The organism is Levilactobacillus muriae (genome assembly GCF_045862015.1).
GTDB lineage: Bacteria > Bacillota > Bacilli > Lactobacillales > Lactobacillaceae > Levilactobacillus > Levilactobacillus muriae.
The window spans coordinates 1-24,968 of sequence record NZ_BAAFRU010000025.1 but is presented as its reverse complement, the minus strand read 5'-3'; the positions used below and the strand labels follow the sequence as shown (position 1 = coordinate 24,968).

Below are 24,968 nucleotides of genomic sequence, written 5' to 3'. Positions count from 1 at the left end.
TTATAGTGTGGTGGCGATAGCCTAAAGGATACACCCGTTCCCATGCCGAACACGGAAGTTAAGCTTTAGCACGCCGATAGTAGTTGGGGGATCGCCCCCTGCGAGGATAGGACGTTGCCACGCGATTTTTGGAGGATTAGCTCAGTTGGGAGAGCGTCTGCCTTACAAGCAGAGGGTCACAGGTTCGAGCCCTGTATCCTCCATATGAGCCGTTAGCTCAGTTGGTAGAGCATCTGACTTTTAATCAGAGGGTCGACAGTTCGAGCCTGTCACGGCTCATTCGTCTTCGGACGATGAGTAATTGGATACACAATGATACTGACTATGCCGACTTAGCTCAGTTGGTAGAGCACCTGTCTTGTAAACAGGGGGTCGGAAGTTCGAATCTTCTAGTCGGCATTTAATTTTGCGGAAGTAGTTCAGTGGTAGAACATCACCTTGCCATGGTGGGGGTCGCGAGTTCGAATCTCGTCTTCCGCTTAGTACCGAGAGGTATTAAGCATTATTAGTAAGTGTCATTTTTTGCACCCATAGCGCAACTGGATAGAGTGTCTGACTACGAATCAGAAGGTTGTAGGTTCGACTCCTACTGGGTGCATTTTAACGGGAAGTAGCTCAGCTTGGTAGAGCACCTGGTTTGGGACCAGGGGGTCGCAGGTTCGAATCCTGTCTTCCCGATTAAATAAGAATATTTTATTTAACATTTCGCGGTGTAGCTCAGCTGGCTAGAGCGTTCGGTTCATACCCGAGAGGTCGAGGGTTCGATCCCCCCCGCCGCGATTTGGACTTGGACTGGACCTTTAGCTCAGTTGGTTAGAGCAAACGGCTCATAACCGTTCGGTCGTAGGTTCGAGTCCTACAAGGTCCATTACCAGAAGGACTATTGTATTGTTTTATGGAGGATTACCCAAGTCTGGCTGAAGGGAACGGTCTTGAAAACCGTCAGGTGAGTAAAATCACGCGAGAGTTCGAATCTCTCATCCTCCTTTGTTTCTTTAATATTATCGCGGGATGGAGCAGTCTGGTAGCTCGTCGGGCTCATAACCCGAAGGTCGCAGGTTCAAACCCTGCTCCCGCAATTGGTCCGTTGGTCTAGTTGGTTAGGACGCCTCCCTGTCACGGAGGAGATCACGAGTTCGAGTCTCGTACGGACCGTTGTTATGCTCGTCAACAGAGAATAGCAACCATAATTATCTAAATGGCAAATGGCTCGGTAGCTCAGTCGGTAGAGCAATGGATTGAAGCTCCATGTGTCGGCGGTTCGATTCCGTCCCGCGCCATTAAATATATCTCATTATATTGCGGGTATAGTTTAGTGGTAAAACCACAGCCTTCCAAGCTGTTGTCGCGAGTTCGATTCTCGTTACCCGCTTTATATGGGCCTATAGCTCAGCTGGTTTAGAGCGCACGCCTGATAAGCGTGAGGTCGATGGTTCGAGTCCATTTAGGCCCATTATGGAGAAGTACTCAAGTGGCTGAAGAGGTGCCCCTGCTAAGGGTATAGGTCGCGGAAGCGGCGCGAGAGTTCGAATCTCTCCTTCTCCGTTTAGTTATGACCCGTTGGTCAAGTGGTTTAAGACACCGCCCTTTCACGGCGGTAACATGGGTTCGAATCCCGTACGGGTCATTGCTTCATATTTTAATATTATCGCGGGATGGAGCAGTCTGGTAGCTCGTCGGGCTCATAACCCGAAGGTCGCAGGTTCAAACCCTGCTCCCGCAATATTTGGTTCGTTGGTCTAGTTGGTTAGGACGCCTCCCTGTCACGGAGGAGATCACGAGTTCGAGTCTCGTACGGACCGTGAATGAAGTCTTCCTCGTTGGGGAAGGCTTTTTTGCTGTTTAAATAATTATCCAAAAAAGGTGTCATCATTCGTTGGCGTGACGACACCTTTGTGGGTATCTAAACGGTATGGGTATGGAGATAGTGGCGCAGGCGTGGATCATGCGCATAGAGGTAAAGCCCTTTAACGCCGCGTTTCATCAGAACGTTGATAGAGTTTAAGATAAGCCGTTTTTTGATCTGAATGATTTCGGCCGGATCGGTCAAATCGTCCCGTTTCTTAAAGGCTTCGACGTCAGTGTACCGGTCAAGATTAATTTGTAAATGATCATCGCTGTCTAGGCTTACAGGTGGACCAAGGATGATGCCCACATAATTCAGGTCAAAGCCCTGACAGGTGTAGATGGAGCCCACTTCATCGATTGTTTGGGGTAATTCCGCCCAAGGGGTGCTTGTATAGTTATATTGGTCCCATGGCAAATAAAAGTCGCCCTCCGTAACGTAGTGTTTGCCACCATCTAAGATTGAGGGGTAGCCTGAAGTGGCAACGATACGGGAAAGTCCAACTGCTTCATTTCGCCGGACTACAGCTTGGCGCATCTGTTCAGCGTCATCAAAGACGCGTAGGTCATAGCTTGCACCAACGTTTGCTGGTAACGGTCGGATGTGCTGATGTGTGAAATCATTGATCCAGTCGACCAAAGCATCGCTGGCCTGCATTCTAAATTGGTGGGTCAACCGATACGTGGCGTGTGGGAAAGGAGCAACGAGGTGAGCTAATCGGTGTTCAGTCCAGAAGCTCTTCATTCGTAGCACCTGCGTCTCATCAAAGACCACGATGATCACTTGCGCCGTCGCTAGGAGTGTGCTGAGCTGATTATCCCCGTAGAAGTTATTGTAGTGATCGGCCTGCGATAAGAGTAGGTGAGCCTCATCGATAACCAGAACATCTGGCTGTACTTGCCCCTTAGCAATCTGGTTGATCAGGGAGGTCGGCCGTTGAAAGTCTTTCTTCAATAAATGGGGGTGACTGCCCGCAATCTCACGGTAGACCTTGAGAATCTCCGGATGATTGATCAGAAAGTAATTGGTGGTTCCAGCGAGCGGGGAAGTTGCCTGTGTGCGAGCTGCAATTTGAAGTTGATTGAAGAGGTGGGCAAGCACGACACTTTTGCCGGTTCCAGCGTCTCCGTAAAGCGTGAATACGGCTGGTCCCGGAGTATTCAGATGCTCGGTCGTAAAGTTCAGGATCTCTTGAACGAGGTGGTCTTGTTCCAATGTGAGGGGGAGATCGGGTGAAATTTTAGCTGTTGCTGCATTGGTTGGCTGATTACGCAAACCATCGCCTACTTTCTAAAAAAGAATGAATACCGTTATTGTACCGCGAAATCTGAGTAAATGAAAAACCCTTCATCAGCGAAGGGTTCACGTTAAGCGTGTTTTGAATCGTGTTTTTCCGGTGGCGCCATTTGGTAGGTGGCCGCGTGGAAGTTATTCAGTGTCGTCGCATATTTGGTAAACGGCGAGAACTTGGCGGACCGTCGCCAGATCATGAAGGCGTCACTACTGTCCCAAATAGTTAACAGGACGTATTCACCACTGTTCTTAAATTTTGACAGGACCAGCATGGCCGTCATCCCATTTGGCAGCGGTTCGGCAGCGAGCTTGTTGACCTCACCCTCGAAAACTTTGCTACTTTCAACATCTAGGGTGAAGTAGTTGAAACTGAAGAAGCCGTGCCAATTTGGCTGACCGTGTTCACTCTTAACCTGATAGTCCAGATGACTGGTGAAGACACTCGGCTGATCCGAGATGTCCAGCAACTGTAGATCTTTAGCCCCACCAGTAGCCGCTAATAGTACAAATTTGCGGTCTGGGTGACGTTTTACAAGTCTATCTAGTAGATCTCTACTCCCAAACGTTAAAGATAATTGATGAAGCATGCTCATCCCTCCTGACTTGGTTTCACTTCTATTATAAAGGTCTCAATGACAAATGCGAAACGTTTACACTCTATGGCTGGCGCGCTACACTAAGAGCAGAACAAAACGAGAGGATGATTCGATGCAATTGACTGTATTAGGTTGTTACGGGGGCTACCCGCACAACGGTATCGGAACGAGTAGCTATTTGATCACGAGTGGGGATTACCACCTGCTGCTGGACTGTGGGAGTGGTGCTCTGTTGGCGCTGGAAAAGCAAATGAGTCCGCTACAGTTAAACGCAGTGCTACTAACCCACTATCATCACGATCACACAGCCGATCTGGGTGTTTTGCAGTACGAATGGCAATTGGCCCAGGGGGAAAAGGCGGAACCCTTATTGCCGATCTATGGGCACACAGCCGATCCGTTAAATTTTGGAAGTCTGACTTGGCCTGATTCTACGGTGGGTAAAGCGTATAACCCGACACAAACGCTCAAATTAGGACCGCTAACGGTCGACTTCATCCTAACCCATCATCCAGTACCGGCGTATGCGCCACGCATCACTGAGACGGCGACAGGGGCCACATTGGCCTTTACGGCTGATACGGCAGCTTTCGCTGGTCTCACGGCTTGGGCAAAATCAGCGGATGTTTTGCTGGCCGATACCAATTTTTATGCCAATCATCAAGGAACGGCCTGGCATCTGACGTCGACTCAGGCTGGTGAGCTAGCCAAGGATGCCGGAGTTAAGCGTCTTTTGCTGACGCATTTGCCACAAACAGGTGACCTTCAGCAATTAGCAGCAGAGGCACAGGTAGCGGCAGGCGAGATAATTCCTGTGGAAGTTGTTAAGCCACAATCTGTTTATGAAATCTAATGCGAACTATTCGCTAAAAATAAATTGCACATCAACTAATTATTGACACATGTATCATCCATAGTCATCATTTCTATGATTAATATACAAATGGATAGATATTGTTAATTAAATAATTGACAAAAAAGCCTTTAAATCCTTCTGGAATGCTGTATAATAGATTTATTAAAACATTTATACAAGGCAAGGGAGGAAAAAGATTATGACAGTCACGCTCTACACATCGCCCAGTTGTACGTCTTGCCGTAAGGCTCGAATTTGGTTCGAAGAACATGGAATCGCGTATCGTGAACAGAATATCTTCTCCGAACCCTTAACCGTGGATCAAATCAAATCGATCTTGCGGCTGACGGAGGATGGTACCGAAGAGATCGTTTCTAAGCGTTCACGAGTATACCAGAATTTAACGGTCGACTTAGATGATTTACCTTTGCGACAACTCTACGATTTAATTCGAAAGAATCCAGGAATTCTGCGCCGACCAATCATGTTAGACGACAAGCGACTTCAGGTTGGTTTCAACGAAGAAGAAATTCGCCGTTTTCTACCCCGTGAAGTTCGGGAATTAGAGCTTGCCCGGGCGCAACGATTAGTTAATGGTAACGAATAAGCTTAATTAGTTGCATCTAGCTGGATTTGTGAGAGAATATTACTTGCAGTCCAGTTTTTTTGTTATCATTACTTTACAAGTAAAATAAAATGACTAGAATGAGTAACAAGGACAATACCCAAACCCACGAGAAAGGGGTGTTATTCAATGGAAATGGAACGAATCAATGAAAATACGATTCGGGTGGTCATTGGCAACGATGATCTGAGCGAACGCGGTATTACCGTCTTGGATCTGTTGGGCAACCACAAACAAATCGAAGGCTTCTTCTATAGTATCTTGGAAGAGGTCGATGTTGACCACCAATTTCAAGACAACGATGCGGTCACCTTCCAGGTGCTGTCAAATCGTAATGGTCTTGAATTGTTTATCAGTAAAAATGCAGATGAGGACGATGCTACGGATGTGAACGTCACGGACGCTAGCGTTGACAGCGATCACCCCGATCAAGTGTCGGACCAGATTAAGGCCCACTTGTTGGAAAAGGATGGGCAAAAGGATTTCTTCTCAAATTATAAGGCAACGACGACCAGTAGCGACTCGAATGACATCGAAGATTATTTGAACGATGATGGGCAACCTACGACAACACGGGTAGTCCGGTTACACACGTTTGAGGACATGATTAGTTTGTCGCGGGTGCTACATCTGGAAAATGCCGCGTCCAACCTGTACCAGTACAAAGATGTCTACTATTTGGAATTAATTTTCTTTGTCAACGAATCATCCCGCGAATCAATTAAGGATGAACTCTCGGTTGCATACGAATACGGTGACAGTACTAAGGTTGCCCCAGACGTCTTGGCTGAGCATGGGAAAATGGTTATGGAGCACAGTGCGCTTGAACTTACGCGTTTTCACTTTTTGAATAATTAGTTTGAATTAGGGACGTTAGACCTTCTGAAAGATGGGAGGTTTAGCGTTTTTTTTATATAAAAAATGAAAAGGCAACGTGAGAAATAACTGGAATTTCGTGTTATGCCTGCTATAATTGTTTAACAATATAATTAGGTAGCCATTGAATTGTATGCCAAAATTCGGTTTAAGCATCATGGTAGAAAAGGGTCTGGGGGTGAGCACGTGACCTTGGCGCAATTAGAGAATTACTTGTTGTGGGCAACAGCCATTATGGCGGTGATCGTTGTACTCACCATCATCATTTACTATTGGTATTCGCGTAAGAATTCGAATAACTATCTGGAAAACGATGAAATCGAGTTGCGTTACTTCATTCAAAAGCAGGTCGATTTTCGTGGCCAGACCACCGGGTACGAGTGCCTTCTCCGTCAACACGATTGGGATGGGTCATGGTCGTTGCCGCAGGATCTAGATTCGCTGCCGCTACAACGGGTGATTTTCCTTCTCACGGACACCTTCAAGGCTTTGCCTGAGGAAGAATCCATTACGTTGTCAATCAACCTGGAATATGATCAGATTGTAAGCCCAGACTTTCGGTACTTTGTTCGCTGGGCGTTGTCTCGCATCGCGCCAATGAAATTGGCGGTGGAGTTCACGGCTACGACTAATCAGCCAAAATATAAACGGTGGTTGTTCCGACGACGAATTCGCGAGGCTCGGCAGTATGGCATGCGCTTTGGTATCGATAACGTGGGGTCATCCTTGAATAACTTGAAAAGTATTGAATGGATTTTACCCGAAGTGGATTCATTGAAGTGTTCCATGCGTAGTTTTCGTAAGACTGATCCTAGTGAATGGCTAGATCTCAACCTGCAGTTTTGGAATCAGCTCTCCCAGAAGAACCACATCGCGTTAATCCTGATGGGAGTTGAGGATGAGCAGGACCAACAACTCGCAGACCAATTGAAAATCAAGACTCGGCAAGGCTATCTCTTCGCCCGGCCGAGTGATCCTGGAATGAGGCGTTAAGATGAGTGACAAAAAACAAGATCGCCAACAATTCTATGCCGACGATTATTTTGAGAAGGGACACTGGGGATTGAAAATACGGCAAACACTGATTGGCCTCTTTGGCTGGGTCTGTGTGCTCGTTCCCATAATTATCACCGTTCTATCCTTCTGGGCGTCGTACAATCCGAAGATTATTCATCTCTGGTCATATAACGAAGGGATTTTTGAAATTAAATTTATTGGTATTCTACTCCTGTTTGCCTTCGTTCTTGTGTCTCTATTTGCGGTGGGGATGACGATTATCCAGAACCGCAAGCGTGACCGAGTCGTCGAGCAGTGGCCGACATTTAACCCCATTAATCAACGAAAACGTGAGGATCAGCTTGGGAAATTCATGGACGAACGCTTCGGTGATCGCGAGTTTCGAGAAAATGTCCGGCACTATCAGGTTAAGCCGGAGCAGAATTTAGATACGGATCAGATTCATCAGTTGTATGAGCAACACGATTTAAATGACTTAGACGAGTAGAAGGTGTGACTGGCGTGTCCAATATCTTTATTGATAGCATTTTACGGGCGACCGTGGGAAAGACTATTTTTAATGTTTTCCTGTTAACTTTGTGTCTATATCCTGTGGTGGGGTCCTTCTTTTGGTTCGCCGGTGCGCTGTCTTATCGTTTTCTGAAGACCAATAAGCGAGATACGGCGGCTGCGGCCCGATACATTCCTGTGGAATATCAACCAATGGTCACGATTATGATTCCCGCCCACAATGAAGAGGTCATGATTGCAGAGACAGTTACCTACTTATTCGAAAATCTGAATTACGAGAATTTTGAGGTCCTGGTGATGAATGACGGCTCGACTGACAAGACGGGGGCTATTATCACCCAGCTACAGGAGAAATACCCGCGGCTACGGACGGTAGAAATCTTGAGAAATAAGGGGAAAGCCCATGCCTTTAATATCGGCATGTACTTTGCTAAGGGAGACTATATCCTCAGTAACGATGCCGATACGATTCCAGAGCCGGACGCGTTGATGAAGTATATGAATTTCTTCATGCGAGACCGTGATATGAATTCTTCGGCCGTGACCGCCAACATGGATGTGCAGAATCGAACGACGCTGTTGGGCAAGTCTCAGACTGTGGAGTTTACCAGTATTGTGGGCGTCATTAAACGTAGCCAGACTGCGGTTAACGACTCGATGTATGCTTACAGTGGGGCTAATACCCTGTATAAGAAAGACTTTTTGATCGATGTCGGTGGCTTTCGGCAGAACCGTGCCACTGAGGACATCAGTATCGCTTGGGATCACCAGATGTTGGGGGCTGTGCCACGCTTTGCGCCGAATATTATCTTTCACATGAACGTACCAGAAACAATTCGCGATCTCTACCATCAGCGTAAACGGTGGGCGCAGGGAGGGACGGAAGTCTGGCTGACCAATATTAAAAAGTTCTTGCGGCATCCCATCGAACACCGTTACCAGTGGTCGATGTTCGTGGACTCTACGCTATCGATTATTTGGTCGTTCTTCTTCACAATCACGTCGATTGCCTTCATTGGCTTGATGCTGTATTTCCTGTTCACGGGAGATTATGAGCGCTTGCTACATGGTATCGTGATTTCGTTTATCTTTGTAACGTTTGAAATGTTCGCCGGCTTCATGCAGTTACTAGCGGCACTGCTGCTGGATCACCACGGATCCAAAATGAAGTATCTTTTCTTTGCACCGCTATACATGCTCTTCTACTGGATGGTCAACCCGATTACGGTGGTCATGACCTTTATTCCGGCACTAAAAACTATTCTGGGCTTTGGCTCTGGAACTTGGGTGAGCCCGAAGCGTCAGTCGATGAAAAAGTGAAACCGTCTTTTAGAACAAGTAATTAGGGTAAGAATTTGGGTGAGTTCTAGCTGTAACAATTTGGTATATACCGATAGTGTACCATGGTTGCTGACCTCCGTGTGTAAAGTGTTTGTAAAGGGTGATAAGAGTCATCATACAAAATTATGTCGGTCGCAAATAAGCAGCTGCTTAACAGTTGTTATCTAAATGACCTTAAAAAGCCGATGTTATCCCCAATTAACGGGGACACACCGGCTTTACTGTATTATCAAGCTGAAGGTTGAAAAATCTAAAGTATCCATTATGACTGTTGCAACAACGATACTGAGACTAAAATTAGGCAACGTCGTCTAAATCAGCCGGCTTACCGTTCGCCAAATTTAGGCTGGAACGCTGTGGGTAGGACGCCGCCAGCGGTCCCCACAGCAGCCGGAATCTCTGGCAGCCGCAGGTGGTAATTTCCAACTAATTTTATGGATTAAATCTCTGTTAGCTGGGCCTTTCTAGGTGTACTTGGACTTTCAACCTTCAGTTATCAAGGGTAAAGGCTACAAAGATGCCACAACCTCCTGCCTAACAGAGATAACCTTTCAATTCAGTTATTTACCGTCGTTCAATTGCGAGTAAGAATGGGGGATGATGCACTTGATTAATGAAGCCATATTGCAGCACCTGGTAGACCTTCTGCGGTAACTGTTGGCAGAAGTCTACCACAGCATTCCGCTCAGTTTGACCGCCGGGATGGCCGTAGTAGACGACTAGAATGATTCGGCCACCACGCGGTAGGTGTTTCAGTAATTCAGTTACGGCCGCTAGTGTCGTGTTTGGTTGCGTGATCAATGACTTGTCACCACCCGGAAGATAGCCCAGGTTAAAGATGGCACCATTCACTGGCGTTGTTGCTGTGAGGTAGTCGCCGACGTGCTCGTGGCCAGTCGCATGGAGCGTGACCTGTGGTGTCAGTCCCGTCAGCGTTAATTGCGTCCGTGTTTCCTTGAGCGCTGCTTCCTGAATGTCAAAACCAATCACGTGACCCGTCTTACCGACGAGGCTCGCCAGAAAAATTGTGTCGTGACCGTTGCCCACGGTCGCATCGACCACGGTATCGCCAGGACCAACGCACTCGCTAAGCAAGGTATGACTGTAAGTTAGGGCATTGGGTAAATTCATTATAAATCATCTCCGTAACGCGTTAGATACCACTGTGTGACCGTCAACAGGACGAAACCCAGTGACCAACCAGCAACAACATCACTAGGATAATGGACTCCCATGTAGACACGAGACAGACCAATGACGACGATCCACAGGCTTAGCACAACGATGAGCAGCCATCGCCAGCCACTGTGATGCCGTAATGACCATCCAATGAGGACAATAACGGTCCCCCACAGCAACATGGCCGTAATGGCATGACCACTAGGAAAGCTGTAGGAGCTGGCCGCCACGAGTCGGTCAACGGTGGGGCGATCGCGTCGCACCACGTGTTTGATAACACTATTGCCAATTCCTGCCCAGAATAGAACATTCCAGCCAAGGAAGAGGGCACCACGATATCGTCGGGCAATCACTAATCCAGCAATGATCAGCAGGGTTACCCAGGTCACCGGTTGCGGGTTACCCGACTTGGTAATGGTGATGATGGCTTGCGTCAATCCATGAGGCAACGGTTGGCGGACCCAGCTAATAACGGCGTGGTCAAACGCAGCCAGCCAGCTTTGTTGATAAACGACGCCGATGAGATCAAGTAAGAAAATAATGCCAGCGGCCATGGTGAACCGCCAGCGAAGCTTTGAAATGGGTGGCACGAGAGGTCACCTCCTTTTACATAAATAATAGTGTTGTAGGCCATAAACGGTGTATGACCGCTACTTTTGAACGAAGTGATAACTGATATTATTTTTTCGATAATCAATCCTATTTAGTATAGCACATCGGCTAGTTGAAACGGTCAACCGCCAGTGTCTGACAAGTCACGCAATTTACTGATGTCGCGGTAGTCAAGTTCCCGACGAGAAAACTGATAAGAATCCCATGAAGCCCTTGCTTTTCCGGGGGTGGTTTGCTAAGATGAGAACAATTTGATTATTCAAAGACGTTGACGAGAAGTAGTAGTTCTGGTGGGTATTTAGAAAGCGGGTGGATGCTGCAAATCCGTTGCTCCAGGGACGAACTTATCTCCGAGTCACTTCTGCTGAAAGGTGGACGTTTGGCGACGTTATCAGCCGGAATGAGCCTCGAAACTGTTTCGAGGAAATGTAGGTGGTACCGCGCTTAGACGCCCTGCAGCAGCCCATTTTGGGCTGCTGCAGGGCTTTTTTTGTGGCACGACGTTAATTGAGAAAGGGAGCGAGAATTTTGGCGTACAAACACCAAATTATTGAGCACAAGTGGCAACATTACTGGCGGGTCAACGAAACTTTTAAGACCGCTGACACCCAAACGAAACCAAAGTATTACGTCTTGGACATGTTCCCTTATCCTTCTGGACAGGGACTGCATGTTGGGCATCCTGAAGGGTACACGGCGACTGATATCATGGCCCGTTTGAAGCGGATGCAAGGCTTCAACGTCCTTCACCCAATGGGATGGGACGCTTTCGGGTTACCAGCTGAACAGTACGCCTTGAAGACGGGGCATAACCCTAAGGACTTCACGGCGCACAACATTAAAAACTTCAAGCGACAAATTCGTTCTCTGGGTTTTTCTTACGATTGGAGTCGTGAGGTCAATACGACCGACGAATCCTTCTACAAGTGGACGCAATGGATCTTCGAACAGCTCTACAAGAAGGGCCTAGCCTACGAAGACAAGATCATGGTTAACTGGGCCCCCGACTTCATGGGCGGGACCGTTGTGGCCAACGAAGAAGTGATCGATGGCAAGACGGAACGTGGGGGGTACCCCGTTTACCGTGTGCCAATGCGCCAATGGGTATTGAAGATCACGGCCTATGCTGACCGTTTGATCGATGACCTGGACGACTTGGACTGGCCTGATAGCATTAAGGAAATGCAACGAAACTGGATCGGTCGTTCCGAAGGGGCCAGTGTCTTCTTCCCAGTCGATGGACAAGAGGACACCAAGGTCGAGGTCTATACGACCCGTCCCGACACGTTATTTGGGGCAACCTACATGGTCTTAGCTCCGGAACACGCCTTGGTTGACCAGATAACGACGCCAGAACAAGCCGACGCCGTAAAAGCTTATAAAGCAGCCATTGAAAGCAAGTCCGACCTTGAACGGACCGATTTGAATAAGGACAAGACTGGGGTATTTACCGGTGCTTACGGCATCAACCCGCTGAGCGGTAAGAAATTACCAATCTGGATCGGAGATTACGTGCTGGCATCCTACGGGACTGGGGCGATCATGGCCGTACCCGCTCACGATGACCGGGACAACGAATTTGCTCAAAAATTCAATCTGCCAATTACGCAAGTTATCGCGGGTGATGGCGATACTGATGTCCAAAAGGCCGCCTATACCGGTGATGGTGAACACATCAACTCCGACTTCCTGAATGGGATGGACAAGAAGACTGCCATCAAGGCCGCTATCGACTGGCTGGAAGAACACGATGCTGGACACAAGCAAGTTAACTTCCGCCTGCGTGACTGGATCTTCTCCCGTCAACGTTACTGGGGTGAACCAATTCCAGTTATTCACTGGGAAGATGGTGAGACGACACTGGTTCCAGAAGACGAATTGCCTTTGAAGCTGCCTGCAGCTAAGCAACTTGAACCTTCGGGTACCGGTGAAAGTCCGCTGGCTAACTTGGATGACTGGGTCAATGTTGTAGATGAGAATGGACGTAAAGGGAAGCGCGAAACCAACACCATGCCACAATGGGCTGGGAGTTCATGGTACTTCCTGCGGTACATCGATCCACACAACGACCAAGCGATTGCCGATCCCGACAAGCTGAAGTACTGGATGCCAGTTGATCTCTACATTGGTGGCGCCGAACATGCTGTCTTGCATTTGCTATACGCACGGTTCTGGCACAAGTTCCTCTATGACATCGGTGTCGTCCCTACCAAGGAACCATTCCAGAAGTTGGTCAACCAGGGGATGATTCTGGGGACTAACCACGAAAAGATGTCCAAGTCTAAGGGTAATGTCATCAATCCGGACGAAATTGTCGAGAAGGATGGGGCCGATACCCTGCGATTGTATGAAATGTTCATGGGACCACTGGAAGCTTCTAAGCCATGGAGCACGGAAGGGATCAACGGTTCTCGTCGTTGGCTGGACCGGGTATGGCGGCTATTGATCGATGATAATAACCGTTTGCGTGACCGGGTCACGATGATCAACGATGGCAAGCTGGACAAGATCTACAACCAGACTGTTAAGACGGTAAGCGAAGACATGGAAGCCATGCACTTCAACGTGGCAATCTCGCAATTGATGGTCTTCGTCAACGAGGCCTACAAGGCTGACAGTCTGCCACTGATCTACATGGAAGGTTTCGTCAAGATGATCTCACCAATCGTGCCACATATTGCTGAAGAACTCTGGTCATTAATGGGTCACGACGAAACGATTTCTTACGAGAAATGGCCAACTTATGATCCTAAGCAATTGGTTGAAGATGTGGTTGAAATGGTTGTCCAGGTTAACGGTAAGGTCCGCGCCCACTTGAAGGTTGCTAAGGACGCTGCCAAGGATGACATCGAAACCGCAGCATTAACTGACGACACGGTCAAGATACACACGGATGGCAAGACCATTCGCAAGGTGATCGTCGTGCCGGGCAAGCTGGTTAACATTGTTGCCAACTAGTCGTTATTAAATTTTAAATGTATGAAAAGCAGCGTCAGTCACCTCCCTTTAGGAAGATGGCTGACGCTGCTTTTACTGTAAAGGGAAGTGACGGGACGCTAGAACTTCGCGGTTAACCAGTTCTGGGTGAAATGAAGATTATTCTGATCTTGGATTACCAACTGTGTTTCGGCGTTCTTTGAAGAGCCGTCGGTGTGCATTAAGATTTTATTTGGTCCTTTTTTTAAGATCCTAGAATTTTTAGAATTAACGCGAATGTCTTCGTTGAAGTAAATGTTGGGTTCTTCTTGAGGGCCACGATAGAGCTTGAAAGAATTACTATCGAGTTTTTGAACTTTTGGGGAATCGATGGTCAAATAGCTCCAAAGGTCACCTTTTATTTTAAGCTGTCGATAATGGAGAATCTTGATGGTACTGGCGTTCACTGTTATTTCCGTTGGCTTCGCAATAGATCTTTTGATTATCGAAAAGTCTGCGAATCTTTTTTGGACATGTTCATGGTTCAAATAGATAACCGGTATTAGTAGGCTAGGCCCAAGGAAGGCGAGTAATATTTTAGTACCAATGGTTTTAGTCATGAGGAAGATTCTCCAATATGAGTTGTAGTCTTCCGGCAGTTACTTCAAAAAGTGTATTGGTGTTATGTGTTAAGAATTCTTGATCATGACTGGTCATAACAATAGTTTTCTCTTGGGAAATAAGATTAGACAACAGTTCTTGTAGGAGAATTTTGCCGGCGTTATCTAGGCTGTTCTCGGGTTCATCCCAGATAACTATCTTTGGGTTGTTTATCAAGGACATAGCAATTGAGAGTCGTTGACGCATACCTAAGGAATACGTTTTAACCTTTGCCGCATTATTAGGATCGAGTCCGACTAATTTCATCAAATTATCGGGGTGTGTAAAGGGCACGTCCGGACCTTTCTTTTTTAATTGGCCAATGATCTTTAGATTATTTAGGCCACTGTAGTTGTTTAGAGGGCCGAACTCTTTGAATGAAAAACCTGTATTTTCGGCAAAGAGGTTTTTACTATCTAATTTCTTTTTCTCAATTTTAATTATGCCACTTGTAGGTGGTGTAAGACCTAGAATTAACTTGAGTAGGGTTGTTTTCCCAGATCCATTTGGCCCGGAGATGCCAACGACTTCGCCAGAGTTAATTGTCATATTTATCGCGTTAAATATTTGCCGATTCTTGTATTTTTTTGAGACGTTTTCCAGTGAAATAGCTGTAAACATTAGTCTTCTCCTATAACGTAAAAGGTTTGAAAATCTTTAAAAATGTTTTGTTTAGAAAGTAACAGATTACAATAATTATGCTATTCCATATAGTGTCAGAAATTACAGTTGACAGATTAATACCAGTAGCTAACGTACTCGAAATTAAGCCATGATAAAACAATATCGACTGACCGGTATGCAGGTATAACCATTGATCAATGTAAAGCAAGACGGTGATGATAAATGCCCCCCAAGTCTCACTGAGATTTATTAAAAACAATAATAAGGTCGACAGAAAGGCGGCTAAGTTTAAAATATAAGTGCCAGAAAGAATCAAACTAAAGGATATATTTTCTGGATTGATGATGAGCATTTGAGATAGTATAAGTAATACAAGCGTCCAAGAAAAGGCGATGACAATTAAAAAAGCGACTAGTTGTCGGTAATAGTAATTCGTTATTTTCTGAATCGTATTCAAGTGCATGAATAAGTATATTGGTCTTGGGGCTCTTATCCACAGCAGAAATGCAATAGTTAAGACGGGAATTGTCTTGTAAAAGTTGTAAGTTTCAGACAATAGCGTTCCCCAAAAGACTTGTAAAGCATCGAGCCTTTTCAGGGGATTAATACCTGTATATTTTAATAAAGTAAATAAAAAAATAAAAAGTAGCAATCCATAAAAAGTCGTTTTAAATACTGCATATCGACTAGTTAACAAGTCTTCTGATCCTTTCTATGCCGATAAGGTACAGTACAATTGGCAGGATAACGGCGAATATGATAATTTTTATAAATGGTGGTAGGTAGTCAGGGCTATATGCAATTGCAATGGTCGTCGGGTCAAAGAATATTTTTGGAAATAGAATGGTCAAAATTGCTAAGCCTAAGCAAACGATCAGAGGGAAGCTGATTATAACGACACGGTGTTTACAAAAGAGAGCAGTTAAAGAACTAAGCATTGTACAAATACCACCAAGCATCCCGCCAATGATAATGTAGATGAGAATTAGGAGTAGCGGATTTTCGTAATAAAGCGTGTGAAAATAGGTTAATTGTGGACTGGGTAGAAGTGAATTAATCATCCAATCAGGACGTAGTAGTGGTAAAAAAGCATAAGTTGCAATGAGATCTAAGAGCAGTGGGAGAGTGACCGTAAAGAAACCACCTGTAAAGCTAAAAAGCATAGTTGTGGACCAATATTTTTTGATCGAGCTATAAAAAACTATTCTATTTAGAAAGCCACTCTGAACATCCTCCCAAACGCACTGGTTTAAACTAAGTGAGCAGAAAAAAGGAAGCGACAGATAGAAAATATAAGTGTATTTCAAAGATTGAGAAAAGCCTAGCCATTCAGTTATCGTTGTCGTATTGATAGTGGTTGAATCGGAAAATAGAAAGTGAGGAATGACGACATTTATAATGTGCAGGAGTATGGGGATGATAGCTAAAAAAATTCCTAGATAAAGAGTGACGTTTGTTTTCAACCGTTGAATGGTCATAAAGTCTCCTAAAAAGGACGGGCAAGTTCTGTCCGTCCAAAGTGTGTTCGGTGCTTAAACTTTAGAATCAGGATTCCAATATCCCCAGGCGTTTCCGTCACCATGCGACCAGGCCATGATATAGGCATTATTTCTACTGCCATAACGTTCGACCAAATAGTTCGTTAATTTGTATCGTTTATTTGCTTTAATTTGATAAATATTATGATCGTCAACCCTAGGTCCTGATACGCTGACATTACCAGTACGTCCGGCTTTATAAGATTGTCCCCAGGCCTCAGCACTGTACCAAGGACGATTAACTGTATTAGATTTTAAGTGATAAGCACTTTTTGTCTGCTTGGGAATTCGATAAGTCGAATCGTAAGCGTTGAATGTTCGAAATTCGAAGTGAACACGTTCATAGTTTGTTCTTGACGAAGGCCGAGTTGAACTTGTTTTCGCAGCTTGTTGAAGTTGAGTGTTGAAGTCCTTTTCGGAAATTCCAAATTCGCGTGCAGCTTCCGAGTAAGAGTGACTGGTGGATTCTCCACCTTTTGCTGCATTAGCAGCTAAGGGTGAAATACCAAATGAGCTCGCAACAGATAGAACGACTAGACCTTTTGTAAGAAATGATGGCATGAAGTGAATCTCCTTTCGAGTTGGTGCTGTCACTATAGCAAAACAAAGTCTGAAAGTCACTATGTTAAATGTATACACAGGCAACTATATTTAAATACTAATAAAGTTTGTGAAGTTAGGTCGAGATTTTAACCGGTTTCATCTATTTGTAGATCAGGGTTATTAACATTATCGTAGACGAATTAGCAATAAATCTAGGATTTTATATAGGTCTAAAAATTTATTTCTTAATCCTTATAAAGTGGCTGACGACACGGTCAAGATGCATACGGATGGCAAGACCGTTCGCAAGGTGATCATCGTGCCGGGCAAGCTGATTAACATTGTTGCCAACTAAATTTTAAACATATGACATAAAGTACCAGTAACTTTCCTAACGGGAGTAGACTGGTACTTTTTAATTGGCATTATTTACTACGAGCGGTAGATTTAAAATAGGATGAATAATAGTTAGGATAAGATTGCAAAATGATTATAAAACGATTATATTAATCGAAGAAAGCTTAACATTAGCATAAGAATTTTTAATTTTTTTTGGGGGTGTCTTAATGTGGCGTAAGTTGCGAATTTTAAGTAAGTTTGAGCTTCGACAAACTTGGGATGATAAGGCTATTTTGTTTTACACGTTGATTTGTCCAGCAATTTACTTTGTCATTGCTGATATCAATTCAAAGGGGCAGCCGTTTGGCGTCCACAATATTTCCTCTCAGCTACTGGGATATTGGGTTTATATTATTCTGGTTGGTGTACTGAATGGCTTTCAATTTGGATTGATTGGGATGCGAGAAAGTAATTTTCTGAAGATGTTTACAATCATCGCTGGTGATAAGCGCTTGATCTTCTACAGCAACTTAATTGTGCAAATTATTTTTGTTCAAACTGAAATTGTTTTGTTCGATATTTTTGTGTTGGTTCTAAATCCATCAACACTGTTTCTGATTCCCATGATGATTGGGGGGTTCTTCCTAAATTTTCTACTGATTCCGATTGTTGCTGGATTCACGAATTTTGTGTTGCTCTTACCGCTTAAGGTTAACCTGTCCTCACTGCTGATGATGGGATACATCTTACTTGCGATGCTGATTATCAATCTGTCATACCAGCTGGATTCACTCGTAGGAACTCTCTTAACCGTATTCACGCCAAGCGCGTACATGATTCAATTTTATAGTTCAGGTCTGAACATGCTTGGCTAAGCAACACTGAAGAATGCGGGAATTTTAACGATCGTCGCGTTATTTTACCTGTTGGTAGGCTTCTATCCGGTCCGTCACATGAAATTACAGTCGAATACAAGTCGTTATTAGGAGGTTCGCTATGGAAATACAAGATCTTTCGTACCAGTTGCCGGATGGTCGGCAGTTATTTAATCATCTATCGGCAACCTTTGATTCTGGAAAAATCAATATTTTATTAGGTGTAAATGGTGTTGGGAAAACAACGTTATTGGATTTTATTGCTGGTGTGAGTGAACGTCGTGACCTGCCGTTCAAGGATTTTCCATCGATGCATCGGGTGGCGTATCAAATGCAAGATGCGCCATTTACTGGTTCCGCCACGGTTATGGATACTCTGAAAATGATGATGGATCTCGACCAGCCGAATAAGCGTTTCAGCGAAGAAGAGTTGCCGGCAAGCCTTCAAGAAATTGCGCATAGTCATTTCCGCGACTTGTCCGGCGGCCAACGACAATTGGTTATTTTGGAGGGTGTCTGTCAACTACAACGAGATCTGTATTTATTTGACGAGCCCGAGAGTGGATTAGATGTTAAAGTTGCGGTCAGCGTTCTCGATCGGATCAAGCGACTTGTCGCTAACAGGAAGACCGTGATCATGACAACCCATCAATTTCGCAATTTGCCGACTGAAAATGTTAAAGTTTTAGTGCTCGCTGGAAAGAAGATTGCGTTCAGTGGAACACCGATGGAATTAATGGCTCGGGCGGGGACGAGTAGTTTTGAGGAAGCTTATTTGAAGACGGACATCTAAAAAGTGATTATAAAAAAATCAACTGCCAATTTTTGGCAATTGATTTTTTAGTAGAACTGTTCGAGGGGGACTAGTCCGTCAACCAGTCTTCTCGTGGTGATAATTTTATATCGGGAATGGCTAGTAGGCGTTTGAGGTCCTTCTTCGTTTGCACCCGCATACAGGCGTACTCTTCATGGCCCAGAACCATCAGCGTTGGGACGCCAGCTTGGTAAAAGGTCAAGTCGTCTGGTAATTTATCCCGTGCGTAGCGCCCCCAGTCGTATAGTGAGGTCGTTGCCTGTTTCAAGACGCGAATTGTCACGCTGTTGGCCTGATAGCGATGTAAAACTAGTGCGTGCCAGCCGCCCATCGTGTTGAGGGCGTTCGCATGGCCGGCTTTGGTGCTGATGAGGTCAGGAGCCAGCGCCGTCATGACCTGATGATAGCGCGTGGTATAGATATCCTTGCAGTCATTGTAGCTGGTCAATTCGAAGTGGTCGTTGGTTTCAACACACATTTGTAACAACGTTCGGTAGCTTTTACCGGTTGGTTCTACGTTAAATTCAAATAGCATGACTGACCTCCTGTTTACCGTCGACGGTGCCGCACGAACGTGAAGAAGTGTAGGATGCTGGCCAGTAGCACGTAAAAGATAATAACAAAGCTGGCGTATGTCAGCCAGAACTTACCGGCTGCAAAGACGCCGAACCACCAAGCTTGCAGACCCATGGTAATCAACGCCATGATGGCAATCATGAAGAAGAGCAGTATGTAACGTTTCAAGGTATTATCATCCTTTCGTGGTCGGTCGGCAATTTTCCGGGAGAGACGGCGACATTCCGCGAGTTTGGTCTCCCGCGGGGCATGCGTCCCCCAAGTGCCAGTACCCACAAATTCACCAACTTTGATCAGACCAGCACCGGTCAAGACTCGATCAATCGTGACAAACATTTGGTCGGTGATCCCGGTAAAGAAGTTCTCTGTTGAACTGACAAAGCAGGTGGTCATACTCAGGTAATGTTTATCTTTATATTTACCGGGCAGGGTGTCTGCCTTCGCGGTCATCCGAACCAGCCGGAACCGCATGCAGTCAAAGAACTGCTTCATGACACCGGGCATGCCGCCCCAATAAGTTGGCGCACAGATGATCCAGAAGTCACTGGCAGCCATCTTGGCTTCAATTTCATTAAGGGCCGGACAAGCTTTTTCCTTGGTATCTGGATAAATAGCGTAATCACGCAGGAAGACCGTCTCGACCTCGGCATCGGCTGGCAAGTCGTCCAGTACAGCTTGGAGGTAGCCGGCCGTGATACCATGCCGCTCGTGACTTCCTAATAATGCTAAGTAGCGCAAAGTAATCGCCTCGCTTTGAAGATTTATGTGCTGCATTCTTGCTGGCCTCGGTAAGTGGTTCACACGATGTTGTGCTGAGGTCATTACTGTTAGATTGATGGCGTTGCTTAACTGATTGGCAGCGCTATCAATGACTATGTAACTAGTATACCGCATTGGCGGGAAATCGTTTGGTATTTGCGCTCTTTTAAGGTGATGGGAGACGCTTGATTTGGATTTTCACAGGTTCGGCGTATTACTGTTAAGGTAAAATATTCGGAAAGTTTTGTGCTTCGGAGCTTTAGGGAAATCCTTTTGATGTTGTGCTGGTTTGGGGCGCGCTCTAATTTTCTGTAGTCGAAACGTGCTCCACAAGGCAGAGTCCTGCGTTTAACCCCATTAGGCAAAAAATCCAGGCCCGGGATTTTCACTAATGACGTTAATGCTCAGAGTCTAAGCGCCTTGTTCCGCACTCTTTTAAAAAAAATCCCTCGCGGACCAACCGGCCGGCGGGGGGACTTGATTAATTATTGCAGTAGCTCTGTCAGAATAGCGAAGAAACGGTGCTTGACGACATCGTCCTCGCCAGCCTTAGAAAATTGATAATTGAGTAAGTGACGGTCAAATTCGTGGAAGAAGACGTCAGCCATTGTTTGATAATCACTATCATTGGTCTGGTCGATCCGCTTAAAACTACGCCATGTAGAATAAATCAATTGTGCGTCTTGAACCTGAGCTAATTCTGGAAAATGTTGTCGAATACTTTTGGTCATTCGCACAACTTGCTTGGCTCTTTCCGGTGACATTTGCATTTCTGGAGCTGCGGTAGCCCCAGCTGCTACTTGTGTCATAATGGCATTCCTCCTTGAATAATCTATTTTCTGACTATCTCCAGCATACCACTGTTCCCCAAATCCGGTAAGCAAACCGCCACGCTCGGGGCCTAGATTCACAAATCTTTACCGAAAACTGACATTTGCAACCGAAAAGCTATGGTATAATGTTTGTTTGATTAGCTTGGCAGTTTGCCAAGTCCGGATTACGTTGAATTTTTAAATTGAAAGTAGGGTGTCAAATGTCGGCAAGGTCTGATCAAACAGGCAATCAAACCGCGAGCACGCAAGACCAAATGGTTGCTGGCTCGGCGTGGATGACCGCGGGAAGCATTTTTTCTCGGATTCTCGGCGCAATCTATATTATTCCGTGGAACATCTGGTTTGGGACATTCTTCCTGCAAGCCAACGCGTTGTATGGTAAGGGTTATAACATCTATAGCTTCTTCCTGATTGCGGCCATTGCTGGGGTGCCTTCTGCCATCGCCAAACAAGTGGCACACTATAACGCCTTGAATGAGTATGGCATCAGTGTACGACTCTATAAGCGTGGGTTAGTCATTGCCATTTTGACAGGGATTATCATTGCACTACTCCTGTTTTTGGGGGCACCCTTATTTACCGGTGGCGATAAGAACCTGATTCCGGTTCTTCACTCGCTGGCTTGGGCCATCCTGATCATTCCCACAATGAGTCTGACCCGGGGCTACTTCCAAGGTTTCCAGCAAATGGCACCGTCCGCGATTTCCCAATTTGTAGAACAATTGGCACGAGTTGCCTACATGTTAGTGACAGCATTTGTGATCATGTACATCTTGAAGGGTGACTGGGTCTCCGCTGTGTCGCAATCCACGTTAGCTGCTGCCATTGGGGCACTGTGTGGACTGATTGTCTTGGGTGTTTATTATTGGAAACGCCGCGATTACTTCCGCGGTCTGGTCGCGGGTAGTAACGAGGAATTAGTTGTTCCTGCCAAGCAACTGTACAAGGAAATTATTGCGCAAGCCGTTCCATTCATTATTTTGGGTGCCGGCATCACGATCTTCCAACTGATTGACCAATACACGTTCGCACCAATCATGCATTTAGCGGGTAATTACTCGGATGCGTACTTGAATGATCTCTTCGCTCTGTTCGGGGTGAACGCGAACAAATTAATTATGATTACCATTTCGTTGTCCTCAGCTCTGGCCGTGACGGTTGTGCCGTTACTGTCGGAAGCTTATACGCGGGGCAATAAGCATGAAATTTCGGACCAACTGACTAATGCCTTCTTGATGTTTGAATTCGTCATGATTCCTGCGGCGTTGGGCATGTCAGCCGTTGCACGGCCATTAAACATCGTGTTCTACGGGCAAACACAGGAAGCACTAGGGTCATCGATTCTGGCGTTCTCGTCCTACCTGTCGATTCTTTTGGGCCTTTACACGGTGGTTTCCGCATTGATGCAGGGGATTTCACAGAACCGTCGGGCCGTACACTACTTTGCGGTCGGTACCGTGGTGAAATTCATCGTCCAATGGCCGCTGGTTTACTTCCTGGGCGCTTTTGGGCCACTGGTTGCGACCGGGATTGGCCTGTTCGTGACGTGTTATCTGATCATTCACTCCTTAGACGTGCAGTTTGGAATCAACTACGCCACGATTGCCAAGAAAACCAATGGTATCCTGTTAGCTTCTATCGGAACCTTTGCGATTGCCCGGGTCGTCGTGATGTTGGGGAGCCTGCTTGGCAGTAACGGCCGGATTATCAGCTTCACGGTGACGGCGATTGCAGCCGTTCTTGGTGGCTATTTCTACGTCTATATGATGCTGAAGAGTCGATTAGCCGATGCAATCATCGGCAATCGTGTCGCCGGTCTTCGCCGGCGGTTGCACATTCGTTAGGAGGGTGCTGGATGAATATTGAACGTTATTTAACGGAGCATCGACAGGGAACACCGCGGCAGATCTTACGTCTGCTGCGCCAACAGCGTGTGACGGTAAATGATGATGTCGTCGATTTACCACTGTTGACGGTAACCAAGTCGGATCAGGTTCGTGTGGATGGTATGGCCGTCACTGGCCGTCAGCCGCAATATATGGTCTTTAACAAGCCAATCGGGTTTCAACTCAGTATGGACCCGACCAGTGCGCATAGCCTGGGAAGCCTGTTGAACACGTTGGACCAAGTACGGCCACTCAGGGCGCTGACGGACCTGCCTAAGGAAGCCAGTGGCCTAGTGTTGGCTAGCGATGATGATCACTTCCTGACCGATGTTGACCAGCAAGAATGGGTCAGCAGTTTGCGTGTGCAACTCACGGGTGAAGTCGCGCAGTTGCCGAGTCTTGAAGGCGACATTACCTTTGAAGACGTCAAGATCGTGCCTGACGCCATTCACCAACTGACGACGGTCACCGTCCGGACGCGTGACTTGACTGTAGCTGTGCCCACTCTGATGGCGCTGAAGGGCGTAAATGGCCCTGTGAGCCGTGTGGCGTACGGTCCGCTACCACTACCGGTCGACTTGTCTAGTGCGTCTTACCGTGGCTTATTCCCAGCAGAAATTGATGCATTGAATGGCCCATTGGACACCGATCTTTCAGCTTCGCACGAGTCGTAAGGCGATGTCGCTGGGTTTTCTAAACCAGTTGCCTGCGGCTGTTAGAAATTTCGTCTGCTGTGGGGATCGTTCCAAGCGTGACCGCCTTCGGCTAAGCGTGGTTTTTCAACTAGCCAATCGTTTACAATTACAGTCGATTCTTACCGGATATAAAATTTGTCAATACGTTAAGCTGGTTGATGAAAAGCTTTAACTGGTATAGGTGAAAAAACGCGACATGAACGAAGAAGTTCATGTCGCGTTTTTGATGAATTCATAAAAGCCTTACCTAATAATCTGGCCAGTGTATTAGGTAAGGCTCGATGATGCAAAATAACTAAATTTACTAGCTTCAGTCCAGGCGTCCCCACAGCTGAAACCTATTTGAGTGCTTTCAACTCTTAATAAATAATAATGAACCTCAGCTCAATGTGCTAACGATCAAATTTTTTAAAATAACCATTATCTGTAAACATATAGCGTGTTGATTTAACGCGGTACGAAATAACAAATGGAATAACGATGCATCCTACAACGATAGCAAATACGATTAGTACGCCTAATAAAATATCTACCCAGGTAAAAGTGTTTTTAGTCAGCCATTCAATACCAAAAACGCTTAATTCCAATAAGACAAGATATGCTGTGACCGTCCCAGGAGTGTAGATTGTTGTTTTACCCTTTGAACGATATAGCTTCAACATCTTAACTCCGGCACGGGTGTGATTAACAACTTCCGCCAAGCAAAATACGATAACTACCGTAACGGTAATTGCCGGAATTTGATTCGCATAAAGCACTAGAATAATATAAATGATTTCACCAGTTAAATTTGTAAACATATTCGACAACTGATTTTGGGGATATTTGTAAGGATCTTCAGTCCCTAAATCCAAATTATTCATGTAAAAGAAACCACCTGGAAATGTATTTTCTTCACAGACGTGGGCCGGTAATGCAACTGTCAATAATGCCATTAATCGCTGCACAAAGCTCAAATCATCCCACTTAATTAACACAATATTTAGCATAATAATTCCAATCAAATAAATACATAGTAGCCATTCTTGATTGAAGTGAACCCCCAAGGTTGGACAGAAATTCCAACCTTGGGGGTTTTACTATGGTTAAGTTTGATTTGGATTTTAGAATTAAGGTCGTCACCGAATATTTGAGCGGTAATGGGTCAACCTCATTGGCT

23 protein-coding genes, 18 tRNA genes and 1 rRNA gene are annotated in these 24,968 nt (G+C 45.7%); 30 read left to right on the top strand and 12 right to left on the bottom strand.

Annotated features, from left to right (window positions below; genetic code table 11):
* Positions 1-6 precede the first annotated feature (6 nt).
* The 19 genes from rrf (at position 7) to ACKTSF_RS12800 (ending at position 1,802) form a co-directional block, all read left to right on the top strand.
* Positions 7-123, top strand: a 5S ribosomal RNA gene (rrf, locus tag ACKTSF_RS12890).
* A 7-nt stretch (positions 124-130) separates the two neighbouring features.
* Positions 131-203, top strand: a tRNA-Val gene (locus ACKTSF_RS12885).
* 3 nt (positions 204-206) lie between these two features.
* Positions 207-279: transfer RNA gene (locus ACKTSF_RS12880), tRNA-Lys, on the top strand.
* A 47-nt stretch (positions 280-326) separates the two neighbouring features.
* Positions 327-399 (top strand) — tRNA-Thr (locus ACKTSF_RS12875).
* Between the two features lie 9 nt (positions 400-408).
* Positions 409-480, top strand: a tRNA-Gly gene (locus tag ACKTSF_RS12870).
* A gap of 44 nt (positions 481-524) precedes the next feature.
* A tRNA-Arg gene (locus ACKTSF_RS12865) sits at positions 525-598 on the top strand.
* A 6-nt stretch (positions 599-604) separates the two neighbouring features.
* Positions 605-678: transfer RNA gene (locus tag ACKTSF_RS12860), tRNA-Pro, on the top strand.
* Positions 679-706: 28 nt separating this feature from the next.
* Positions 707-780 (top strand) — tRNA-Met (locus ACKTSF_RS12855).
* A gap of 14 nt (positions 781-794) precedes the next feature.
* Positions 795-868: transfer RNA gene (locus ACKTSF_RS12850), tRNA-Ile, on the top strand.
* A gap of 29 nt (positions 869-897) precedes the next feature.
* Positions 898-987, top strand: a tRNA-Ser gene (locus tag ACKTSF_RS12845).
* 18 nt (positions 988-1,005) lie between these two features.
* Positions 1,006-1,079, top strand: a tRNA-Met gene (locus ACKTSF_RS12840).
* Positions 1,080-1,081: 2 nt separating this feature from the next.
* Positions 1,082-1,155: transfer RNA gene (locus tag ACKTSF_RS12835), tRNA-Asp, on the top strand.
* Between the two features lie 52 nt (positions 1,156-1,207).
* A tRNA-Phe gene (locus ACKTSF_RS12830) sits at positions 1,208-1,280 on the top strand.
* Positions 1,281-1,301: 21 nt separating this feature from the next.
* Positions 1,302-1,372, top strand: a tRNA-Gly gene (locus tag ACKTSF_RS12825).
* 6 nt (positions 1,373-1,378) lie between these two features.
* Positions 1,379-1,453 (top strand) — tRNA-Ile (locus ACKTSF_RS12820).
* Positions 1,454-1,457: 4 nt separating this feature from the next.
* Positions 1,458-1,545 (top strand) — tRNA-Ser (locus ACKTSF_RS12815).
* Between the two features lie 9 nt (positions 1,546-1,554).
* Positions 1,555-1,627, top strand: a tRNA-Glu gene (locus ACKTSF_RS12810).
* A gap of 22 nt (positions 1,628-1,649) precedes the next feature.
* Positions 1,650-1,723, top strand: a tRNA-Met gene (locus tag ACKTSF_RS12805).
* A 5-nt stretch (positions 1,724-1,728) separates the two neighbouring features.
* Positions 1,729-1,802 (top strand) — tRNA-Asp (locus tag ACKTSF_RS12800).
* Between the two features lie 101 nt (positions 1,803-1,903).
* Here the strand turns inward: ACKTSF_RS12800 and ACKTSF_RS12795 are convergent.
* Positions 1,904-3,121, bottom strand: a complete 1,218-nt coding sequence (locus ACKTSF_RS12795) for a DUF2075 domain-containing protein (protein WP_407890019.1) — start codon at positions 3,119-3,121, stop codon at positions 1,904-1,906.
* 92 nt (positions 3,122-3,213) lie between these two features.
* Positions 3,214-3,726, bottom strand: a complete 513-nt coding sequence (locus tag ACKTSF_RS12790) for a monooxygenase (protein WP_407890017.1) — start codon at positions 3,724-3,726, stop codon at positions 3,214-3,216.
* A gap of 121 nt (positions 3,727-3,847) precedes the next feature.
* On the opposite strand from ACKTSF_RS12790, the gene ACKTSF_RS12785 reads away from it, so the two are divergent.
* The 6 genes from ACKTSF_RS12785 (at position 3,848) to ACKTSF_RS12760 (ending at position 8,939) form a co-directional block, all read left to right on the top strand.
* Complete coding sequence (locus ACKTSF_RS12785) at positions 3,848-4,588, top strand: MBL fold metallo-hydrolase (RefSeq protein WP_407890015.1); 741 nt, start codon at positions 3,848-3,850, stop codon at positions 4,586-4,588.
* Positions 4,589-4,790: 202 nt separating this feature from the next.
* A complete protein-coding gene (gene spxA / locus ACKTSF_RS12780; RefSeq protein ID WP_407890013.1) occupies positions 4,791-5,198 on the top strand; it encodes a transcriptional regulator SpxA in 408 nt (135 codons plus the stop codon).
* 147 nt (positions 5,199-5,345) lie between these two features.
* Entirely contained in the window at positions 5,346-6,074 is a 729-nt protein-coding gene (locus ACKTSF_RS12775) for an adaptor protein MecA (RefSeq protein WP_407890011.1), read from the top strand.
* A 204-nt stretch (positions 6,075-6,278) separates the two neighbouring features.
* Positions 6,279-7,085 (top strand): EAL domain-containing protein, encoded by an 807-nt coding sequence (locus ACKTSF_RS12770; RefSeq protein WP_407890009.1) that lies wholly within the window; start codon positions 6,279-6,281, stop codon positions 7,083-7,085.
* A 1-nt stretch (position 7,086) separates the two neighbouring features.
* Entirely contained in the window at positions 7,087-7,596 is a 510-nt protein-coding gene (locus tag ACKTSF_RS12765) for a DUF502 domain-containing protein (protein ID WP_407890007.1), read from the top strand.
* Positions 7,597-7,610: 14 nt separating this feature from the next.
* Positions 7,611-8,939, top strand: coding sequence for a glycosyltransferase family 2 protein (locus ACKTSF_RS12760; protein WP_407890005.1), 1,329 nt, complete (start codon positions 7,611-7,613; stop codon positions 8,937-8,939).
* 585 nt (positions 8,940-9,524) lie between these two features.
* Here ACKTSF_RS12760 and mnmM read toward each other — a convergent pair.
* Positions 9,525-10,091 carry a tRNA 5-(aminomethyl)-2-thiouridylate-methyltransferase MnmM gene (mnmM, locus tag ACKTSF_RS12755; RefSeq protein WP_407890004.1) on the bottom strand — a complete coding sequence of 189 codons (567 nt, stop codon included), beginning with the start codon at positions 10,089-10,091 and terminating at the stop codon, positions 9,525-9,527.
* Positions 10,091-10,729 carry a phosphatase PAP2 family protein gene (locus tag ACKTSF_RS12750; protein ID WP_407890002.1) on the bottom strand — a complete coding sequence of 213 codons (639 nt, stop codon included), beginning with the start codon at positions 10,727-10,729 and terminating at the stop codon, positions 10,091-10,093. The genes mnmM and ACKTSF_RS12750 overlap by 1 nt, the downstream gene beginning before the upstream one ends.
* A 550-nt stretch (positions 10,730-11,279) precedes the next feature.
* On the opposite strand from ACKTSF_RS12750, the gene leuS reads away from it, so the two are divergent.
* Complete coding sequence (gene leuS / locus ACKTSF_RS12745; protein WP_407890000.1) at positions 11,280-13,709, top strand: leucine--tRNA ligase; 2,430 nt, start codon at positions 11,280-11,282, stop codon at positions 13,707-13,709.
* Positions 13,710-13,807: 98 nt separating this feature from the next.
* On the opposite strand, the gene ACKTSF_RS12740 is transcribed toward leuS, so the two are convergent.
* The 4 genes from ACKTSF_RS12740 to ACKTSF_RS12725 form a co-directional block, all read right to left on the bottom strand.
* On the bottom strand, positions 13,808-14,287 hold the full coding sequence (locus tag ACKTSF_RS12740; protein WP_407889998.1) for a hypothetical protein: 480 nt from the start codon (positions 14,285-14,287) through the stop codon (positions 13,808-13,810).
* Positions 14,280-14,948, bottom strand: a complete 669-nt coding sequence (locus ACKTSF_RS12735) for an ATP-binding cassette domain-containing protein (protein WP_407889996.1) — start codon at positions 14,946-14,948, stop codon at positions 14,280-14,282. The genes ACKTSF_RS12740 and ACKTSF_RS12735 overlap by 8 nt, the downstream gene beginning before the upstream one ends.
* A 689-nt stretch (positions 14,949-15,637) precedes the next feature.
* The gene (locus tag ACKTSF_RS12730; protein ID WP_407889994.1) at positions 15,638-16,429 is read right to left on the bottom strand and encodes a hypothetical protein; all 792 of its coding nucleotides are present in this window, start codon (positions 16,427-16,429) and stop codon (positions 15,638-15,640) included.
* Positions 16,430-16,483: 54 nt separating this feature from the next.
* Complete coding sequence (locus tag ACKTSF_RS12725; protein WP_407889992.1) at positions 16,484-17,050, bottom strand: hypothetical protein; 567 nt, start codon at positions 17,048-17,050, stop codon at positions 16,484-16,486.
* Between the two features lie 548 nt (positions 17,051-17,598).
* Between ACKTSF_RS12725 and ACKTSF_RS12720 the strand changes: the two genes are divergently transcribed.
* A complete protein-coding gene (locus ACKTSF_RS12720) occupies positions 17,599-18,246 on the top strand; it encodes a hypothetical protein (RefSeq protein WP_407889990.1) in 648 nt (215 codons plus the stop codon).
* A 121-nt stretch (positions 18,247-18,367) separates the two neighbouring features.
* Positions 18,368-19,039 carry an ATP-binding cassette domain-containing protein gene (locus ACKTSF_RS12715; protein ID WP_407889988.1) on the top strand — a complete coding sequence of 224 codons (672 nt, stop codon included), beginning with the start codon at positions 18,368-18,370 and terminating at the stop codon, positions 19,037-19,039.
* A 70-nt stretch (positions 19,040-19,109) separates the two neighbouring features.
* Here the strand turns inward: ACKTSF_RS12715 and ACKTSF_RS12710 are convergent, their stop codons facing one another.
* From ACKTSF_RS12710 to ACKTSF_RS12700, 3 genes are all read right to left on the bottom strand, one after another.
* A complete protein-coding gene (locus ACKTSF_RS12710) occupies positions 19,110-19,595 on the bottom strand; it encodes a hypothetical protein (RefSeq protein ID WP_407889986.1) in 486 nt (161 codons plus the stop codon).
* A gap of 14 nt (positions 19,596-19,609) precedes the next feature.
* Positions 19,610-20,374 (bottom strand): flavodoxin family protein, encoded by a 765-nt coding sequence (locus ACKTSF_RS12705; RefSeq protein ID WP_407889984.1) that lies wholly within the window; start codon positions 20,372-20,374, stop codon positions 19,610-19,612.
* A gap of 506 nt (positions 20,375-20,880) precedes the next feature.
* Positions 20,881-21,204 carry a hypothetical protein gene (locus ACKTSF_RS12700; protein WP_407889982.1) on the bottom strand — a complete coding sequence of 108 codons (324 nt, stop codon included), beginning with the start codon at positions 21,202-21,204 and terminating at the stop codon, positions 20,881-20,883.
* Between the two features lie 224 nt (positions 21,205-21,428).
* Here ACKTSF_RS12700 and ACKTSF_RS12695 point away from each other — a divergent pair, with 224 nt between their 5' ends.
* Together ACKTSF_RS12695 and ACKTSF_RS12690 are read left to right on the top strand one after the other, a co-directional pair.
* Positions 21,429-23,072 (top strand): putative polysaccharide biosynthesis protein, encoded by a 1,644-nt coding sequence (locus ACKTSF_RS12695; RefSeq protein WP_407889980.1) that lies wholly within the window; start codon positions 21,429-21,431, stop codon positions 23,070-23,072.
* Positions 23,073-23,083: 11 nt separating this feature from the next.
* Complete coding sequence (locus ACKTSF_RS12690) at positions 23,084-23,788, top strand: pseudouridine synthase domain-containing protein (RefSeq protein ID WP_407889978.1); 705 nt, start codon at positions 23,084-23,086, stop codon at positions 23,786-23,788.
* Between the two features lie 413 nt (positions 23,789-24,201).
* Here the strand turns inward: ACKTSF_RS12690 and ACKTSF_RS12685 are convergent, their stop codons facing one another.
* Complete coding sequence (locus ACKTSF_RS12685; protein ID WP_407889976.1) at positions 24,202-24,813, bottom strand: HXXEE domain-containing protein; 612 nt, start codon at positions 24,811-24,813, stop codon at positions 24,202-24,204.
* Positions 24,814-24,968: the final 155 nt, after the last annotated feature.

Coding starts and splice junctions, on each gene's coding strand:
- ACKTSF_RS12790 (WP_407890017.1), bottom strand. CDS start 3,726: ATGCTTCATCAATTATCTTTAACGTTTGGGAGTAGAGATCTACTAGAT.
- ACKTSF_RS12785 (WP_407890015.1), top strand. CDS start 3,848: ATGCAATTGACTGTATTAGGTTGTTACGGGGGCTACCCGCACAACGGT.
- spxA (WP_407890013.1), top strand. CDS start 4,791: ATGACAGTCACGCTCTACACATCGCCCAGTTGTACGTCTTGCCGTAAG.
- ACKTSF_RS12775 (WP_407890011.1), top strand. CDS start 5,346: ATGGAAATGGAACGAATCAATGAAAATACGATTCGGGTGGTCATTGGC.
- ACKTSF_RS12765 (WP_407890007.1), top strand. CDS start 7,087: ATGAGTGACAAAAAACAAGATCGCCAACAATTCTATGCCGACGATTAT.
- mnmM (WP_407890004.1), bottom strand. CDS start 10,091: ATGAATTTACCCAATGCCCTAACTTACAGTCATACCTTGCTTAGCGAG.
- ACKTSF_RS12740 (WP_407889998.1), bottom strand. CDS start 14,287: ATGACTAAAACCATTGGTACTAAAATATTACTCGCCTTCCTTGGGCCT.
- ACKTSF_RS12735 (WP_407889996.1), bottom strand. CDS start 14,948: ATGTTTACAGCTATTTCACTGGAAAACGTCTCAAAAAAATACAAGAAT.
- ACKTSF_RS12730 (WP_407889994.1), bottom strand. CDS start 16,429: ATGACCATTCAACGGTTGAAAACAAACGTCACTCTTTATCTAGGAATT.
- ACKTSF_RS12725 (WP_407889992.1), bottom strand. CDS start 17,050: ATGCCATCATTTCTTACAAAAGGTCTAGTCGTTCTATCTGTTGCGAGC.
- ACKTSF_RS12720 (WP_407889990.1), top strand. CDS start 17,599: ATGTGGCGTAAGTTGCGAATTTTAAGTAAGTTTGAGCTTCGACAAACT.
- ACKTSF_RS12715 (WP_407889988.1), top strand. CDS start 18,368: ATGGAAATACAAGATCTTTCGTACCAGTTGCCGGATGGTCGGCAGTTA.
- ACKTSF_RS12710 (WP_407889986.1), bottom strand. CDS start 19,595: ATGCTATTTGAATTTAACGTAGAACCAACCGGTAAAAGCTACCGAACG.
- ACKTSF_RS12700 (WP_407889982.1), bottom strand. CDS start 21,204: ATGACACAAGTAGCAGCTGGGGCTACCGCAGCTCCAGAAATGCAAATG.
- ACKTSF_RS12695 (WP_407889980.1), top strand. CDS start 21,429: ATGTCGGCAAGGTCTGATCAAACAGGCAATCAAACCGCGAGCACGCAA.
- ACKTSF_RS12690 (WP_407889978.1), top strand. CDS start 23,084: ATGAATATTGAACGTTATTTAACGGAGCATCGACAGGGAACACCGCGG.